The sequence below is a fragment of the Micromonospora sp. NPDC049257 genome (genome assembly GCF_040678915.1).
GTDB lineage: Bacteria > Actinomycetota > Actinomycetes > Mycobacteriales > Micromonosporaceae > Micromonospora > Micromonospora antibiotica.
The window spans coordinates 317,998-335,213 of the sequence record NZ_JBFAQU010000004.1 but is presented as its reverse complement, the minus strand read 5'-3'; the positions used below and the strand labels follow the sequence as shown (position 1 = coordinate 335,213).

General features: G+C 75.8%; 5 protein-coding genes. 4 read left to right on the top strand and 1 reads right to left on the bottom strand.

The features are described 5' to 3' along the window. Positions 1 to 132: 132 nt before the first annotated feature. Positions 133 to 747, bottom strand: a complete 615-nt coding sequence (locus AB0K25_RS09865; RefSeq protein WP_091239114.1) for a class I SAM-dependent methyltransferase — start codon at positions 745 to 747, stop codon at positions 133 to 135. A 632-nt stretch (positions 748 to 1,379) separates the two neighbouring features. Between AB0K25_RS09865 and AB0K25_RS09860 the strand changes: the two genes are divergently transcribed. The 4 genes from AB0K25_RS09860 to AB0K25_RS09845 are packed head-to-tail and all read left to right on the top strand — an operon-like array spanning position 1,380 to position 17,212. Beyond that, a complete protein-coding gene (locus tag AB0K25_RS09860) occupies positions 1,380 to 4,898 on the top strand; it encodes an AMP-binding protein (protein ID WP_363819542.1) in 3,519 nt (1,172 codons plus the stop codon). Then, positions 4,895 to 8,065 (top strand): thioesterase domain-containing protein, encoded by a 3,171-nt coding sequence (locus AB0K25_RS09855; RefSeq protein ID WP_357533893.1) that lies wholly within the window; start codon positions 4,895 to 4,897, stop codon positions 8,063 to 8,065. Before AB0K25_RS09860 ends, AB0K25_RS09855 begins: the two co-directional genes overlap by 4 nt. A 58-nt stretch (positions 8,066 to 8,123) precedes the next feature. Continuing rightward, positions 8,124 to 11,678 carry an amino acid adenylation domain-containing protein gene (locus AB0K25_RS09850; RefSeq protein WP_363819540.1) on the top strand — a complete coding sequence of 1,185 codons (3,555 nt, stop codon included), beginning with the start codon at positions 8,124 to 8,126 and terminating at the stop codon, positions 11,676 to 11,678. A gap of 56 nt (positions 11,679 to 11,734) precedes the next feature. Further along, entirely contained in the window at positions 11,735 to 17,212 is a 5,478-nt protein-coding gene (locus tag AB0K25_RS09845) for an SDR family NAD(P)-dependent oxidoreductase (protein WP_363819537.1), read from the top strand. Positions 17,213 to 17,216 lie beyond the last annotated feature (4 nt).

Sequence of the window (17,216 nt, the reverse complement as noted above, 5' to 3'; positions counted from 1 at the left end):
CTGCCGGGTGCCACGCGGCGGGCACGGACAGCTCGGGTCCCGGCCCGCGACACCGGCGGCCCCCGGTCGCAGGCCCGCGGGAGCCGCGCGGCGTCCGCCTGCCGCTGGCCCGTCACCTGTGGGTGACGCGGCTCAGGGCAGCTGGGCCACCGTGACGAACTCGTTGTAGGTGAAGACCTTGCCCATCGACCGGGGGAACGGGAAGGAGTACTGCTTGACCACCGTCATGCCGAGATCGCGGGCCGCCTGCGCCGCCTCGTCGAAGCCGACGAACCGGACATGGGTCGCGTCGCTGGCGTACCCCCGCTCCTGGGGGGTGATGAAGACGGCGGTGCCGCCGGACCGCAGGAACGGCAGGTAGCCGGAGATGACCTCCAGGGCCGCCTCGGCGGGCAGGTGCTCCAGCAGGTGGGCGGCGAGCAGCGCGTCGAACGCGCCGGGCCGGGCGTGCGGGGACTGGTGGAACTCCTCGATCGTGTACGCCTCCAGGCCGGCGGCCCGGGCGTGCGCCACCGACGTCGGGTTGTGGTCCACCCCGACCGCGCCCTCACCCAGGTTGGCCAGGTTGCGACCGAGGCCGCAGCCGACGTCGAGGGTACGCCCCAGCTCGAGCCGCTGGAGGTTCCACCGGTAGGGCGCCTGCACGTCGAGCACCTGCTTCCAGCGCGCGCCACCGAGACGCTGCAGCCGTTGGGTGTAGTCCTCGCCCTCGGTGCCCGCCGCGGTGTCCTGCTCTGCTCGACTCATCGCCGGCCTCTCTGCCCGTCGCGCAACGTCGCCACCCGGCGCGCGTGCGGAGGCACCCGGCCGGCCGTCGGATGCCCACCCCGACGCGGGCACCCCGACAGATGCTACGGACCCGGGCGGCCATCGTCAGCCCCCGTGAGCGGCGGTTTGGCACCGGGTCTTACCAGGTGACGCTCGGTGGCGTGGGGCCTCACCCTGGGTGTGCGCCGCCCCTGCTCCGGGCCGGCGGGGTCGGGCGACGGGCGGCGCGAACGGCGTCGGTCGGGCGGGACCGTCCAGCCCGTCGACCCTAGGATGGCGTGGGCCGGGCGGTCGTGGAAACCCGCCTGACCTGCCGTTAAGGTGCCGTCTACGGTGGAAAATCGCCGGTTTGCAGGGGCTTTTGCCGCAAATTTACTTGCCGGTAGGCGCTTAGGCTGAAACTCCTTTTCGCGCTAGGGGGATGATCGGCCGAATTTCGCCGTCCGATCTTCAGGTGCCGGTGGGCCCTTCGGTCCGACTCCGATCGATGATCTTTTCTCGGCCGCATCGAGCCCTATTCTGCTTCCATTGTGAAGTCCTGGGGGGGATCATGATCACAATCGACTGTTCCTGCGCGCCTGCCCACAGTGGAGCCGAGCCGGCCCGCTGACATGCCGCAACAGACGATCATCCAACAGTTCGCCGGGGTCGCGGCCACCCGTCCCGACCAGCCGGCGATCCTCGGCGAGACCCACGAGGTCAGCTACGCCGCCCTGGCCGCCACCGTCGGCGGGCACGCCACCGCGCTCACCACGGCCGGTGTCCGGCCCGGCGACCTGGTCGCCCTGCTCACCGGGCACGGCGTGGCCGCCGTCGCCGCGACCCTCGGCACCCTCGCCGCCGGTGGCGCGTACGTGCCGCTGGACCCCGGGTTCCCGGTCGACCGCCTCCGACGCCTGCTCGACGTCGCCGCCGACGTGCGGGTCGTCGCCTGCACCGCCGAGCACCGCGCGCTGGCCGACACGCTGTGCGCCGCACGCCCCGGCACCGGCGTGCTGGTCCTCGACGACAGCGCGACCGCGCCGCTGCGGCCCACCCCCGTCGACCCCGACAGCCCGGCGTACGTGCTGTTCACCTCGGGCTCCACCGGCACGCCCAAGGCCGTCGCCCAGACCCACCGCAACCTGCGGCACGTCGTCGACAACCAGATCGACACCCTGGCGATCGGCCCGACCGACCGGCTCAGCCTGCTCGCCTCGTTCAGCGTCGACGCGGCCATCCCCGACCTCTACCCGGCGTTGCTCACCGGGGCCGCCCTCGTCCCGATCGACCTGCGCCGGCACGGCCTGGCGTACGCCGTCGAGCGGCTCGCCCGGCACCGGGTGACCGTCTACCACTCCACCCCGACCGTCTACCGGTTCCTGCTCGACACCCTCGGCGACCGGCGGCTGGACACCGTGCGGGTGGTGCTGCTCGGCGGTGAACAGGCCACCCACGCCGACGCCACCCGGGGCCGCGACCGGTTCGCCCCGGACTGTGTCCTGGTCAACGGGTACGGCGCCACCGAGATGACCTTCGCCGCCCGGTACGCGCTGCCGCTGGCCACCGCCGCCCCCGCCGCCACCGGCCCGCTGCCGATCGGCACGGCGTTGCCCGGCTACACACTGCGGCTGGCCGACTCCGGCGAGATCGTGGTGCGCAGCCGGCACCTCGCCCCCGGATACCTGGGCCAGTCGAGCGACCGGTTCGGTGTCGACCCCGACGGGATGCCCACGTACGCCACCGGTGACCTGGGGGCCAGGCTGCCCGGCGGTGAGCTGGTCTGCCTCGGCCGGCTCGACCGCCAGGTCAAGGTACGCGGGTTCCGGGTCGAGCTGACCGAGGTCGAGGCGGTCCTCGCCGACCAGCCCGGCGTCGCCGCCGTCCGCGCCATCGCCCGGGGCGGCGAACTGCTCGCGTACGCCGTGCCGGCCGAGGGTGGTCTCGACCCGGTGGCCCTGCGCGCCGCCCTCGCCCGGCGGCTGCCGGAACACGCGCTGCCCCGCGCCGTGCTGGTGCTCGACGCGTTCCCACTCACCGTCACCGGCAAGATCGACGAGCGGGCGTTGCCCGACCCGACCCCCGAGGTCCCCGCCGGGCAGGAGCCCACCACCGCCACCGAGCGCACCGTGCACGACATCTGGTGCGCGGTGCTGGGCCGCAGCGCCATCGGGCGGCAGGAGAACTTCTTCGACGCCGGCGGGCAGTCGCTGCTGCTCGGCCAGGTCCAGCAGCGCATCGCCGAGCGGTTCGGGGTGATGCCGCCCATGGTGCGGCTGTTCGCCCACCCGACGATCGCCACGCAGGCCCGCCTCCTCGACGGGGACCACCCGGCCGTCGGCCTGCACCCGCCCGAGGCGGCGGTACGCACCGCGGCGGCCCCCGCGCCGACCCTGCCCACCCCGGCCACCCCGCCGGTCGCCGCCCGCGAGTACACCGGCGACGAGATCGTGGTGGTGGGGCTCGCCGGTCGGTTCCCCGGCGCACCCGACGCGGCGACCTTCTGGTGGAACGTCTGCGCCGGCGTGGACTCGATGCACGACCACACCGACGCCGAACTGGACGCCCTCGGCATCGGGCCGCGACTGCGCGCCGACCCCCGGCACGTGCGGGCCGGCGGCCGGCTCGACGGGGTCACCGACTTCGACGCCGAGTTCTTCGCCATGGGCGACGAGGAGGCCGCCCGCACCGACCCCCAGCACCGGCTCTTCCTGGAGGCCGCGTGGGAGGCGCTGGAGGACGCCGGGCACGACCCGACCCGCTTCCCCGGCCTGGTGGGCGTCTACGCGGCCACCTCCGCCAACCGCTACTTCCTGTTCCACCTGATGGACAACCCGGCCGTGGTCGGCGACGTCGACCCGGACGACTGGGAGGCCCGGCTGATCGGCCGGCAGGCCACCGACCACCTGCCCGGCCAGGTCGCGTACCGGCTGGGGCTGACCGGGCCGGCGGTGGCGGTGCAGAGCGCCTGCTCCAGTTCGCTGGTCGCGGTCTGCCTCGCCGCCCAGAGCCTCGCCGACTACCAGTGCGACATCGCCCTCGCCGGCGGTGTCAGCGTCACCTGGCCCCGCTACCGGGCCACCCCCGGCGGGCTGGCCTCCCCGGACGGCCGCTGCCGCGCCTTCGACGAGGCCGCCGAGGGGTCCGGTTTCGGCTCCGGCGTCGGGGTGGTCGCGCTGCGTCGGCTCGCCGACGCCCAGGCCGACGGGGACCGCATCTACGCCGTCCTGCCCGGCTGGGCGGTCACCAACGACGGCCCCGACCGGGCCGGGTTCGCGGTGCCCGGCCCCGCCGGGCAGGCCGCCGCCGTCGCCAACGCCCTGGCCGCCGCCGAGGTCGCCCCCGGCGAGGTCCGCTTCATCGAAGCCCACGGCAGCGGTACGCCGCTGGGCGACGCCATCGAGGTCGCCGCCCTGCACGAGGTGTACGGCGGGGCGGCCCCCGCCGAGTCCTGCGCGCTCGGCTCGGTGAAGACCAACATCGGTCACCTCGACGCCGGGGCCGGCATCGCCGGTCTGATCAAGACGGTGCTCGCCGTCCAGCACGCGGTGATCCCGCCGAACCTGCACTTCACCCGACCCCACCCGGAGATCGACCTGGCCGGGGGCCCGTTCTACGTACCGACCAAGGCCCGGGACTGGCCGGATGCGCCGCGCCGGGTGGCCGGGGTCAGCTCGTTCGGCCTCGGCGGCACCAACGCGCACGTGGTGGTGGAACAGCCGCCCCCGGTCGCACCGGCCGAGCCGGCGGCCCCCCGGTCCTGGCTGCTGCCGGTGTCGGCGCGCACCCCGCAGGCGCTGCGCGCGGCGTTGACCCGGCTGCGTACCCACCTGGCCGGCACCGGGCCGGAACTGTCCGAGGTGGCCGCCACCCTGGCCCTGGGCCGGCGTTCCTTCGGCCGGCGGGCCGCCGTCGTCGCCGCCGACCTGACCGAGGCGATCGCCGGGCTGGACGAACTGCTCACCACCGGCGTCACCGTGGCCGGTGCGCCCGGCGCACTGCGGGACCTGGCCGCCGGGTGGGTGGCCGGCCGGGACGTCGACTGGGCCGCGCTGCACCCGGAGGGCGTCGTGCGGCGCACCGGGCTGCCCGGCTACCCCTTCCAGCGCCGGCGGCACTGGATCGATCCACCGCAGAGAGGCGCACGGTGAACTGGTTCGTCTCGCCCGGAAGCCGACCCCTGGCACCGGTGCAGTTGTTCTGCCTGCCGTATGCCGGGGGTGGGGCCAGCGCCTTCCGCCGCTGGCCGGCGGAGATCGGCCCCGACGTCGAGGTGCTGGCCGTGCAGCTGCCCGGCCGGGAGAACCGGATCAGCGAGGACGCCGCCTTCACCGTCGCGGAGGTGGCCACCGCCGTCGCCGACCGGGCCGACCGCCCGTACGCGATCTACGGGCACTCGATGGGCGGCCGGCTCGGCTTCGAGGTGGTCCGGGAACTGCGCCGCACCGGCCGTGAGCTGCCGCTACGGCTCTACGTCGGTGGTGCCCGCGCCCCGCACGTCACCGCCGCGAGTCTCTTCGACGGGCTGTCCCAGGTGGCCGACGACGAACTGCTGCGCCGGCTCGCCGACGGCGGCGGCCTGCCCGCCGGCCTGCTCGACCACCCGGAACTGGTGGAGCTGCTGCTGCCGTTGCTGCGCGCCGACTTCGGCCGGGTCGACAGTTACCGGTACGTCCCCGAGGCGCCGCTGCCGGTGCCGGTGGTGGCGTTCGGCGGCCGGGCCGACCGGGCGGTCAGCCGGGAGCACAGCGCCGGCTGGGCCGGGCACACCGCAGCCGGCTTCACCCTGCACGAACTCGACGGCGGGCACTTCTTCCTGCACGACCGGTTGCCCGACCTGCTCGGTCTGATCCGCGCCGACCTGACCGCCGCCCTCGGCTCCCCGCCGCCCACCACCCCCGGTGCCCCGCGTACCGAGACCGAGACCGGCCGGGTCGCCTCGGTCGGTGCCGGCCGCGCCCCGGGGTCCGTCGCGGCGGTGCCGGCACCCGGCACGGGTGGGCCAGCCGACCACCGGGTGCCGCTGGGCGACACCGGCTGGTCGGTGTGGCGCGACGCGATCCTGCGCAGCACCGGCTTCCCGGCCGACGGCCTCGTCCTGTTCGCCGCCCCGGCCGCCGCCGCGCTCGCCGACGAGCTGCTGGCCACCGGCAGCGGCGTCGAACGCTTCGACAAGGAGTTCGACGAGGCCGTCCGCGCCGCCGGGCAGCGGTTCACCGAACTCGCCGCCGACCCGCTGGTGCGCGAGGCGGTGACCTGGCAGAACCGGGGCGCGCTGGTGGCCTTCGACGGGCTGGTCCGGGGCGGTCCCGACGCGCCCCGCAACGTGCGCCGTCGCGACCGGGAACGGGCCCTGCTCAAGTACTGGCAGCGGTACTGCGGCAAAAACGAGACGGTCGGCTTCTTCGGCCCCAGCTGCTGGGTGACCGTCGACCCGGCGCAGCCGGAGACCGCCCGGCTGCGGGTCGGCCCGGAACTGACCCGGCGACGGTGGGTCCGGTTCGAGTCGTGGGCGCTCGACGAGTACGCCGAGTGCATCGGCGCCGAACTCGCCGTCCGGCGCTGGTGGCCGCCGGTGCTGGCCCCGCAGGTCGCGGTGCGCGACCGCAGCGTGCTGCGCCCCGGGCAACCACCGGTGGCGCTGTCCCCGGTGGAGGCCGCGCTGCTGGCCGCCGTCGACGGCCACCGCCCCGCCCACGAGCTGGTCGCCGACCCGGCCATCGGGCTGCGCCGGCCCGAGGACGGCTACACCCTGCTCGACCGGCTCGTCGAACGGGAGCTGCTCACCTGGGACGCGGCCCTGCCGGTCAGCCCGGCCGCGGAGGAGGTGCTGCGCGCCCGGATCGACGCCATCGGCGATCCGGCGGCCCGGCTGGCCGCCCGGTCCGGGCTGGACCGGCTGACGGCCGCCCGCGACGCCGTCGCCGCAGCCGCCGGTGACCCGCACCGCCTGGGCGACGCCCTCGACGCCCTCGACACCACCTTCACCGAACTGACCGGGCGGTCGCCCCGACGTCGGGAGGGCCGGATGTACGCCGGCCGCACCCTCTGCCACGAGGACACCGCCCGGGATCTCGACGTCACCCTCGGCGCCCCGTTCCTGGCCGACCTGGCCGCGCCGCTCGACGTGCTGCTGCGGGCCGCCCGGTGGATGGTGGCCGCCCTGGCGCAGGCGTACGACCGGGTGTTCCGTGAACTGTACGACGAACTGCGCGGCGAGACCGGGGACGCCCCCGTCTCCCTGGCCGACCTGTGGTACCTCGCCCAGGGACTGTTCTGGGGTGCCGGCGACCGCCCGGTCGACGCGGTCGCCGCCGACTTCGCCGCCCGCTGGGCGGGACTGTTCGGCTTCGCCGGGCTGCCACCGGGTACCCGGGAGGTGCGCCTCGCCGCCGCCGATCTCGCCGACCGCGTCGACGAGGTCTTCCCGGCCGCCCCGGCGCACTGGTCCAAGGCCGTCCTGCACAGCCCCGACCTGCAACTCTGCGCGTCCGACGCGGAGGCGTTGGCGCGCGGGGAGTACACCGTCGTGCTCGGCGAACTGCACGCCGCGTGGGCGTCCTTCGACTGCGAGGTGTTCATCCCGGCCCACCCCGACCCACAACGGCTGCGGGACGCCCTCACCACGGACCTGGGCGGGCGTCGGCTGCGGCTGCTGTACCCCACCGACTGGCCACGGCGGACCAGCCGCACCGCCGAAGCCCTCGCCGGGCCCAGCGACCGGCAGTTGGCCTTCGCGGCGGCGCCCGGGGCCGACCCGGCCCGGGTGCTGCCCACGGTGGCGCTCACCGTGTCCGAGCGGGACGGCCAGCTGGTCGCCACCGCCGCCGACGGCGAGAGCTGGCCGCTGACCGAGGTCTTCGGTGAACTGCTCAGCGCCCACGCGGTGGACGGGTTCAAGCTGGTCGCCGCCGCCCCGTACACCCCCCGGGTCACCATCGACCGGCTGGTGGTGGCCCGGCGGACCTGGCGCACCACGGTGGGGGAGAGCGGTCTGGCCGACGCCGCCGGGGAACGTGACCGGTTCCTCGCGGTGCGGGCCTGGCGACGCCGCCTCGACCTGCCCGAGCAGGTCTACGTCAAGCTCGGCAGCGAGACCAAACCCTGCTACGCCGACCTGAGCAGCCCGGCCTTCGCGAACATGTTCTGCGCCATGGTGCGGGCGGCCCGGATGGGCGACGGCCCCGGGGTCTCCCTGACGGTCAGCGAGATGCTGCCCGGCCCGGACGACGCCTGGGTGCCCGACGCGGCCGGCCGCCGGTACCTCAGCGAACTGCGCCTGCACGTGGTCGACGACACCGCCCGGGACGACCGGTGAACCGGCACACCGTCCGCCCGGTGGGGCGTACCGCACCAGCAACCGTACGGGGAGCGACGTGACCGACATCCTGTCCATCAGTGCCGTCACCGGGGAAGCACTGCCCTGGCCGGACGGGACGCTGGCCGAGCTGATCGCCGAACGGGCGGCCCGCTGCCCGGACGCGGTGGCGGTGCGCCAGTGGGACGACCGGCTCACCTACCGGGAGCTGGTCGGTCGGGCGGCGGGCCTGGCCGCCGCGCTGCGGGCCCGGGGGGTGGGCCGGCAGACCCGGGTGGGGATCTGCGCCCACCGCCGGCCCGACCTGGTGGTCGACGTGCTGGGCGTGCTGCTCGCCGGGGGCTGCTACGTGCCGTTGGAGCCCGGTGGCCCCCGGCAGCGGCTGCGGGAGATCGCCGCCGACGCCGGGGTGACGTTGGTGGTGGGGGACGCGGCGGCGGTCGAGTTCGCCGACACCCCCGGCGTCGAGGTGGTCACCGCCACCGGCCCGGCCCCGTCGGCACCCTGCCCGGCGCGGGCCGGCGACCCGGCGTACGTGCTGTTCACCTCGGGTTCCACCGGCCGACCCAAGGGGGTGCTGACCACCCACCGCAACGTGGTCGAGTTCGTCACCGGCTGCGCCGCGCTCAGCGCCGCCGACGCCGGGGTGCGCAGCCTCGGCATCGCCTCGCTCGGCTTCGACGCGGCCAGCATCGACCTGTTCGTCCCGCTGCTGCTCGGCGGCAGCGTGCAGCTGCTCGGCGTGGACGACCGCTCCGACCCGGACCGGCTGGCCCGGTTCATCGTCGCCCACGACGTGAACTGGGGTTTCATCACCCCGACCGTGTTGTCCATGCTGGACCCGGCCCGGGTGCCGGGCTGGCGGACGGTGCTCTGCGGCGGCGAGGCCGTCCCCGCCGAGCTGGCCGCCCGCTGGGCGCCGGGACGACTGCTGCTCAACGGCTACGGCCCCACCGAGACCACCGTGCTGGCGGTCAGCGGTGAGCTGACCGCCGCCGACACCGACCCGGTGCCGATCGGGCTGCCCCTGCCCAACCACCGGGCGTACGTGGTGGACGACGCGCTGCGGGCGGTGCCGCCGGGGCAGACCGGTGAGCTGCTGATCGGCGGGCCGGGGCTGGCCGACGGCTACCTCAACCGGCCCGGCCTGACCGCCGACCGGTTCGTCCCCGACCCGTTCTCCGGGCTGCCCGGCGAGCGGCTCTACCGCACGGGCGACCTGGTCCGGCAGGCCGAGGACGGGCGGATCGTCTATCTCGGCCGGGCCGACCGGCAGGTCAAGGTCCGGGGCCAGCGCATCGAGTTGGGCGAGGTGGAGGCCGTGCTCGCCGGGGTGCCCGGCGTCGACCGGGTGGCCGTGGAGGCGGTGCCCGGCCCGGCCGGGACCGAACTGGTCGCGTTCCTCACCCCGGCCACCGCGCCCGACGACGACACCGTCCGGGCGTACGCCGGGGGGCGGTTGACCGCCGCGATGCTGCCGGCGCGGCTGCTGCGCCGCGACGACCTGCCGGTCAGCGCCATCACCGGCAAGCTGGACCGGCCGGCGCTGCGGGCGCTGGCCGACGCCGCCCTGACCGTCGTCCCCGCCGACGGGCCGACCGACGAGCCGACCGACCCGGTCGAGCGGGTCGTGCGGCGGGTCTGGACCCGGCTGCTCGGCGCGGCACCCGCCCCGGACACCGACTTCCTCGCCGCCGGTGGCAACTCCGTCGCCGCGATGCGGCTGGTCGCGGCGTTGCGCGCCGAGCTGGGCCGGCACGTCGACACCCGGGACGTGCTGGCCGGGCGCACCCCGGCCGCGTTGGCCGCCCGGCTGCGGGCCGCCGCGCCCGCCGACGCCGACGGGCTGACCACCGGCAACCCGCCGACGTTGTCCCCGCCGCAGCGCCGACTGTGGTTCGTCGACCAGCTCGCCCCCTCCAGCGCCCCCTACAACATCGCGGTCGCGCACCGGTTGCGTGGCCCGCTGGACACGGTGGCGCTCGGGGCGGCGCTGCGGGCCGTGGCCACCCGGCACGACGTGCTGCGCTGGCGCATCCCGCAGAACGCCGGGGTGCCCTACGCGGTCTGCGAGGAACCGACCGACGTGGCGGTGCCGGTGGTCGACCTGACCGGTCGCGCCGACGCCGGGACCGAGCTGGCCGGGATGCTCGCCGCCGGTGCCGCGCACGCCTTCGACCTGGCCACCGGGCCGCCCTGGCAGGTGACCGTCTACCGGCTCGGCCCCGACGAGCACGTGCTGGCGATGACCATGCACCACGCGGTCTTCGACGGCTGGTCCGAGGCGGTCCTCTACGCCGACCTGGCCACCGGGTACGCGCAGGCCGTCGCCGGTGCGTCGCCGGCCCTGCCGCCGCTGTCCGCCTCGTACGCCGACTACGCGGTGTGGCGCGACGCGCGGGACCGCCGGCAGGGCCCCGCCGACCTCACCTGGTGGACGGAGCACCTGCGGGGCGTGCCGACCGTGCTGGATCTGCCCCGCGACCGCCCCCGCCCGGCGGTGCAGACGTACGCCGGGGCGGAGGCGGCGGTGACCCTGTCCGCCACCGCCGACCGGGCGGTGCGGGACCTGGCCGAGCGGCGCGGCGGCACCGTCGCGGCGGTGCTGCTGGCCGGCTTCGCCGAGCTGCTGCGCCGGCTCACCGGCGGCGACGACCACGTGGTCGGGGCGATCGTCGCCGACCGTCGGCTGGCCGCCTTCGACGACGTGGTCGGCTTCTTCATCGACACCGTCCCGGTGCGGTTGCGCACCGGCCGGGCCGACGGTGCCGGCGATCCGGGCGCGGCCGGTGGGGTGGGTTTCGGTGAACTGGTCGACCGGTGCGCCGCCGAGCTGCACGAGGCGACCGCCCACCCGGGCGCACCGCTGGAGAAGCTCGTCGAGACCCTCGGGGTGGGGCGGGACACCTCCCGGGCCCCGCTGGTGCAGGTGCTGTTCAACGTGCTCAACTTCGCCCCGCCCCGGCTGGCGCTGACCGGCCTGACCGGCGAGGTGGTCCCGGTGCCCAAGCCGGGCTCCCCGTTCGACGTCACCGTCTACGTGGTGCAGCGCGACGGCCGGTGCGGGGTGGACGTCGTCTACAACCCGGACCTGTTCGACGCCGACCGGATCGACGCGCTCCTGGCCGACCTGGTCGACCTGGTCGGCGCGCTCGCCGCCGACCCGCACAGCCCGGCCGACACGGTCGCCGTGGTGCTGCCCCGGCCCACCGTACGGGTGGCGGCGCTCGGCGCGATGACGGTGGCCGCCACCGCACCGGCCCCGGTCGCGCCGGTGCCGACCGGTCCGGACGAGCTGACCGGAACCGAGGAGCTGATCGCCGGCATCTGGCGGGAGGTGCTGGACCGCGACCGGGTCGGGGTCGCCGACAACTTCTTCGACATCGGCGGGCACTCCCTGGCCCTGGCCGCGGTGCATGCCCGGCTCACCGCCGCGACCGGCCGGTCGATCACCATGCTCGACCTGTTCCGGCACCCCACCGTCCGGGCGCTCGCCGCCAGCCTCGACGGGGCCGCCGACCGACCCGAGCTGGCCCGCGCCGCGCTGCGCGCCGCCGCCCGGCGTGGCCGGACCCGTCGTACCCCACCGCCTCGCCGACCGCACCAGCCGTGACGCCGCATTCCTCCCCACCGCCTGCGGGCGGCACCTTGCGACAAAGGACTACCCCGATGCAGAACGAGATCGACACCGCGCCGCCCTCCGACGACGGCATCGAACCCATCGCCATCGTCGGGCTCGCCGCCCGGCTGCCGGGTGCCGCCGACGTCGGCGAGTTCTGGCGCAACCTGGTCGACGGCGTCGAGTCGGTCACCGAGCTGAGCCGCGACGAGCAGCTCGCCCGGGGCGCGACCACCGACGAGGTCGACGACCCGGGCTGGGTGAGCCGGGCCCCGCTGATCGACGGGTACGACACCTTCGACGCCGGGCTGTTCGGGATGACCAGCCGCGAGGCGGAGGTGACCGACCCGCAGCACCGGCTGTTCCTGGAGAGCTGCTACACCGCGTTGCAGGACGCCGGCTACGACCCGGCCCGCTACCCCGGGGCGGTCGGCGTGTACGCCGGCACCGGCGGCAACACCTACCTGCACCGGTACGTGCTGCGCAACAAGCGGGTCGGCGGCAACCCGCACGGGGCGGTCTCGCTGGCCACGGGCAACTCGCCGAACTACGTGGCGACCAACGTGTCGTACCGGTTGGACCTGCGGGGGCCGAGCCTGACCGTGCACACCGCCTGCTCCACCTCGCTTGTCGCCTTCCACCTGGCCTGCGAGGCGCTGCGCAACCACGAGTGCGACATGGCGTTGGCCGGTGGCGTCAACGTGGAGCTGCCGCACGTCGGCTACCTGGGCATGGACGGTTTCACCTCGCCCGACGGCCGGTGCCGCCCCTTCGACGCCGGGGCCAACGGCACGGTCTGGGGCAGCGGTGTCGGGGTGACCCTGCTCAAGCGGCTCTCCGACGCGATCGCCGACGGCGACGCGATCCGTGCGGTGGTGCTGGGCAACGCCATCAACAACGACGGCGCCGGCAAGGTCGGTTTCACCGCCCCCAGCGTCGACGGGCAGGTGGAGGCGATCGCCCAGGCGGTCGGGATGGCCGGGATCGACCCGCGCACCATCAGCTACGTCGAGGCGCACGGCACCGGCACCGCGCTGGGTGACCCGATCGAGGTGGCCGCGCTGTCGGCGGTGTTCACCCGGGACACCGCCGAGCGGGGCTGGTGCGGCATCGGCTCGGTCAAGTCCAACATCGGGCACCTCAGCCAGCCGTCCGGCATCGTCAGCGTGATCAAGACGGTGCTGGCGATGGAACACGGGCTGATCCCGCCGACGATCAACTACGAGACGCCCAACCCGGGCATCGACTTCGCCGACACCCCGTTCTACGTGGCGAACACCCTGACCAAGTGGGACACCGACGGCGGACCCCGCCGGGCCGGGGTCAGCTCGTTCGGCATCGGCGGCACCAACGCGCACGTGGTGCTCGAGGAGGCGCCGGCGGCGTACCGGACGGATCGCCGGGTCCGGCCGGCGCAGCTGCTGCACGTGTCGGCGAAGACGGCGTCGGCCCTGGACAGCGCCGTCACCCGGCTCGCCGACCACCTGGCGGCGACCAGCGACGGCGGGCCGGAGCTGCTGGCCGACGTGGCGCACACGCTGCGGGTGGGCCGCCAGGAGTACCCGCACCGGGTGGCCGTGGTCGCCACCGACCTGGCCGAGGCGGTGACCGCGCTGCGTACCCCGCGCCGCCGCCAGTCCGGGGTGGTCGACGGTGCCGCGCCCCGCACCGCGTTCCTCTTCTCCGGCCAGGGCGCCCAGTACGCCGGGATGGGCGCGCAGCTCTACGCCGAGGAACCGGCCTTCGCCGCCACCGTCGACGAGTGCGCGACGCTGCTCCACCCGGAGCTGGGCCTGGACCTGCGGGAGCTGATCCTGGGCCGCGACCCGCAGGCGGCGGAGAAGCTCACCGAGACCCGTTACACCCAGCCGGCCCTGTTCGTCGTCGAGTACGCCCTGGCGCTGCTCTGGCAGCGGGCCGGGGTCCGCCCGGCGGCGATGATCGGCCACTCGATCGGCGAGTACGTCGCCGCCACCGTCGCCGGGGTGCTGAGCCTGCCCGACGCGCTGCGGGTGGTCGCCGCCCGGGGTCGGCTGATGCAGTCGATGCCGGCCGGGGCGATGCTGGCCGTCTCGCTCGACGAGGCGCAGGTCGCCGCCCGGCTGCCCGAGGGGCTGGCCATCGCCACCGTCAACGGCCCCGGCACCTGCGTGGTGGCCGGCGAGAGCGCCGCCGTCGCCGCGTTCGCCGACAGCCTCGGCGGCAAGAACAAGAGCAAGCAGCTGCGCACCTCGCACGCGTTCCACTCGCCGATGATGGACCCCATCCTGGCGGAGTTCACCGCGTTGATGGCGACGGTGCCGCTGCGCGCGCCGGCCATCCCGTTCCTGTCCAACGTGACGGGCACCTGGATCACCGCCGAGCAGGCCACCGACCCGGCGTACTGGGCGGCGCACCTGCGTCAGCCGGTGCGCTTCGGCGACTGCGTGGCGACCCTGCTCGGCGCGGGCACCTGGGCGCTGCTGGAGTGCGGGCCGGGCCGGCAACTGGCCAACCTGGCCCGGATGCAGGTCGCCAAGGGTTCCCCGCAGCAGCGGGCGTTGACCCCGCTGGGCAGCCTGCCGGGCCCCGGTGAGCCGGCCGGTGACCTGGCCGCCCTGCTCACCAGCGCCGCCGCGCTGTGGTGCGCCGGGGTCGGGGTGCGCCTCGACGCCGACCCGGCCGCCCGGCGGGTGCCGCTGCCGACGTACCCGTTCGAGCGCCGGCGTTACTGGGTCGACCCGGACCCGGTGGTGGCGGTGGCCGACGTGCCGGCGGAGACCGGTCCGCGTGCGCTGCCGCAGTGGTTCGCGGTGCCGGTGTGGCGGCAGGCCGCCGCCGACCCGGCGACCGTGCCGGCGGGCCGCTGCCTGGTGTTCGCCGCCGGTCCGCGCGCGGACGCCCTGGTCGCCGCGTTGCGGACCGCCGGTGACGACCCGGTCGTGGTACGCCCCGGCGCGGCGTTCGCGGCGTCCGACGACGGGTACCGGCTGCGCCCCGGCCACCGCGAGGACCACGACGCGCTGGTCGCGGCGTTGACCGCAGGCGGGGTGCCGGACCGGTTGGTGCACGCCTTCGCCCTGGACGGCCCGCCGGCCGGGCTCGACGCGACGGCCGCCTGGGACGCCCAGCAGCGTGGCTTCTTCGACGCCCTGCACCTGGTGCAGGCGCTCGCCGGGGCGGGGGCGACCGCCGGGGAGCAGCCGCTCACCCTCGACCTGGTCACCGCGGGCGTCGGCGACGTCACCGGTGCCGACCTGGTCCGGCCCGAGCACGCCACCCTCGCCGGTCTGGCCCGGGTGCTGCCGGCCGAACTGCCCGGCCTGGCCGTGCGGCTGGTCGACGCCGACCCGGCCGACCCCGGGGTCGAGACGCTCGCCGCCGAACTGCGCCGCCCGGTGGACCCGCAGCGGGTGGAGCTGACGTTGCGCGGCACCCGCCGCTGGGTGACCGGGTACGAGCAGGTCACCGTGGCCGCCGAGGGCGAGCCGGGGGCACTGCGCGACGGCGGCCGTTACCTGGTCACCGGTGGCCTGGGTGGCATCGGCGTCACCCTCGCCGAGGACTTCGCCCGGCGGGCCGGGGTGAAGCTGGTGCTGCTGGCCCGGTCCGGGTTGCCGCAGCGTGAGCGGTGGGACGACCACCTGGCGGTGCACGGCGGCGCGGACCGGGCCGGCCGGGCGATCGCGGCGATCCGCCGGATGGAGGCGGCCGGCGCGACGGTGCGGGTGCTCGCCGCCGACGTCACCGACCCGGCCGACCTGCGTCGGGTCCGGGCCACCGTGGAGGCCGAGTTCGGTGGGTTGGACGGCATCGTGCACGCCGCCGGTCTGCCCGGCGGCGGCATGGCCGAGGTGAAGGAGCGGGCCGAGGCGGAGCGGGTGCTCGCCCCGAAGCTCACCGGCACCCTCGCCCTGGCCGAGGTCTTCGGTGACCTGCCGCTGGACTTCGTGGTGCTCTGCTCGTCGATCACCTCGGTGATCGGCGGGTTCGGCCAGGTCGACTACTGCGCGGCGAACGCCTTCCTCGACGCGTTCGCCCGCTCCGGCGTCGGTTTCCGGGCCCCCGTGCTGTCGCAGAACTGGGGTGGTTGGGCGGAGGTCGGCATGGCGGTGGAGACCGCCGCGCCGGCCGCGTTCCGGGCCGCCGGCCGGGACACCGTCACCACGCCGGTGGACCACCCGGTGCTCACCACGAAGGTGACCGGCCCGGAGTCGACGGTGCTGCACGGGCTGGTCTCCGCCGGCACCCACTGGCTGCTCGACGAGCACCGCATCGGCGGGGTGCCGGTGGTGCCCGGCACCGCCCACCTGGAGTCGGTGCGGGCCGCGGTGGCCGCCGGGGTGCCCACCCACGACCCGCAGGCCGTGGTGGAGCTGCGCGACGTGGTGTTCCTGGAGCCGTTCGCGGTGCCCGAGGGCACCGTCGCGCAGTACCGGGTCGAGCTGACCCCGGCCGAGGAGGGCGTCGACTTCGCGGTCCGCAGCCTCGCCGCCGGCCAGCTCCGCACCCATGTGCGCGGGTCGGCGGGCTGGGTCGTCGAGGCCGCCCCGGCGGCCCGGGTGCCGGTGGTCGACGGCCGGCGGGTCGACGACGACGCCTCGTTCGGTCGGGGCCGTACCAGCATGCTGACCTTCGGCCCGCGCTGGGCCTCGCTGACCGAGCACCGCCTCGGCGACGGCGAGGAACTGGCCCGGATCGAGGCCCCGGAGCCGGTCCGGGCCGACCTGCCGGCGTGGGGGCTGCACCCGGCGCTGCTGGACGTGGCGACCGCGTTCGGCCGGGGCCAGGGCGACGGCACCTACCTGCCGCTGTCGTACGGGCGGATCGTGGTGCGCGGGCCGCTGCCGGCGGTGTTCCACAGCCACCTGCGGCACCGGGCCAGCGCCACCGACGAGGTGGTCGCCGCCGACCTGTCGCTGACCGACACCGAGGGCCGGGAACTCGTCGCGATCGGCGACTTCGTGCTGCGCCGCGTCGACCAGGGCGCGGTCACCGGCGGGTTGACCGGCACCGCCGACGCGGGCCCGGTCGAGCCGGCGGCCGGGGCGCTCACCGAGGACATCCGCCCGGTCGACGGCGCGGAGGCGTTCCGGCGCAGCCTCACCGCCGGTCTCGGCGCGCAGGTGGTGATCGCCACCCGCCCGGTCGAGGAGATCCGACGGCGGGCCTCCCGGGTCACCACGGACAGCCTGGAGCAGGACCCGGAGCCGTCGGCGGCCGCTCCGGCGGCGACCGGGGGCGGCTCGGCGGCCCCGCGTACCGAACTGGAGATCACCATTGCCGGGGTGTGGCGGGACGGGCTGGGGGTGGCCGAGGTCGGGGTGGACGACGACTTCTTCGCCCTCGGCGGCAACTCGCTGGTCGCGGTGCAGCTGATCGCCGCGATGCGCAAGGCGACCGGGGTCCGGCTGCCGATGCGCAGCCTCTTCGAGACCCCCACCGTGGCCGGCCTGGCCGAGCGCATCGCCCAGCTGCGGGCCGCCGCCGCCGACGAACCGGCCGCGCCGGCCACCATCCCCGCCATCCCGCGGCTACCCCGCGCCTGACGTC

Bases quoted from the DNA above. Each gene is read 5' to 3' on its own strand.
- AB0K25_RS09865 (WP_091239114.1), bottom strand. From the start codon at position 747: ATGAGTCGAGCAGAGCAGGACACCGCGGCGGGCACCGAGGGCGAGGAC.
- AB0K25_RS09860 (WP_363819542.1), top strand. From the start codon at position 1,380: ATGCCGCAACAGACGATCATCCAACAGTTCGCCGGGGTCGCGGCCACC.
- AB0K25_RS09845 (WP_363819537.1), top strand. From the start codon at position 11,735: ATGCAGAACGAGATCGACACCGCGCCGCCCTCCGACGACGGCATCGAA.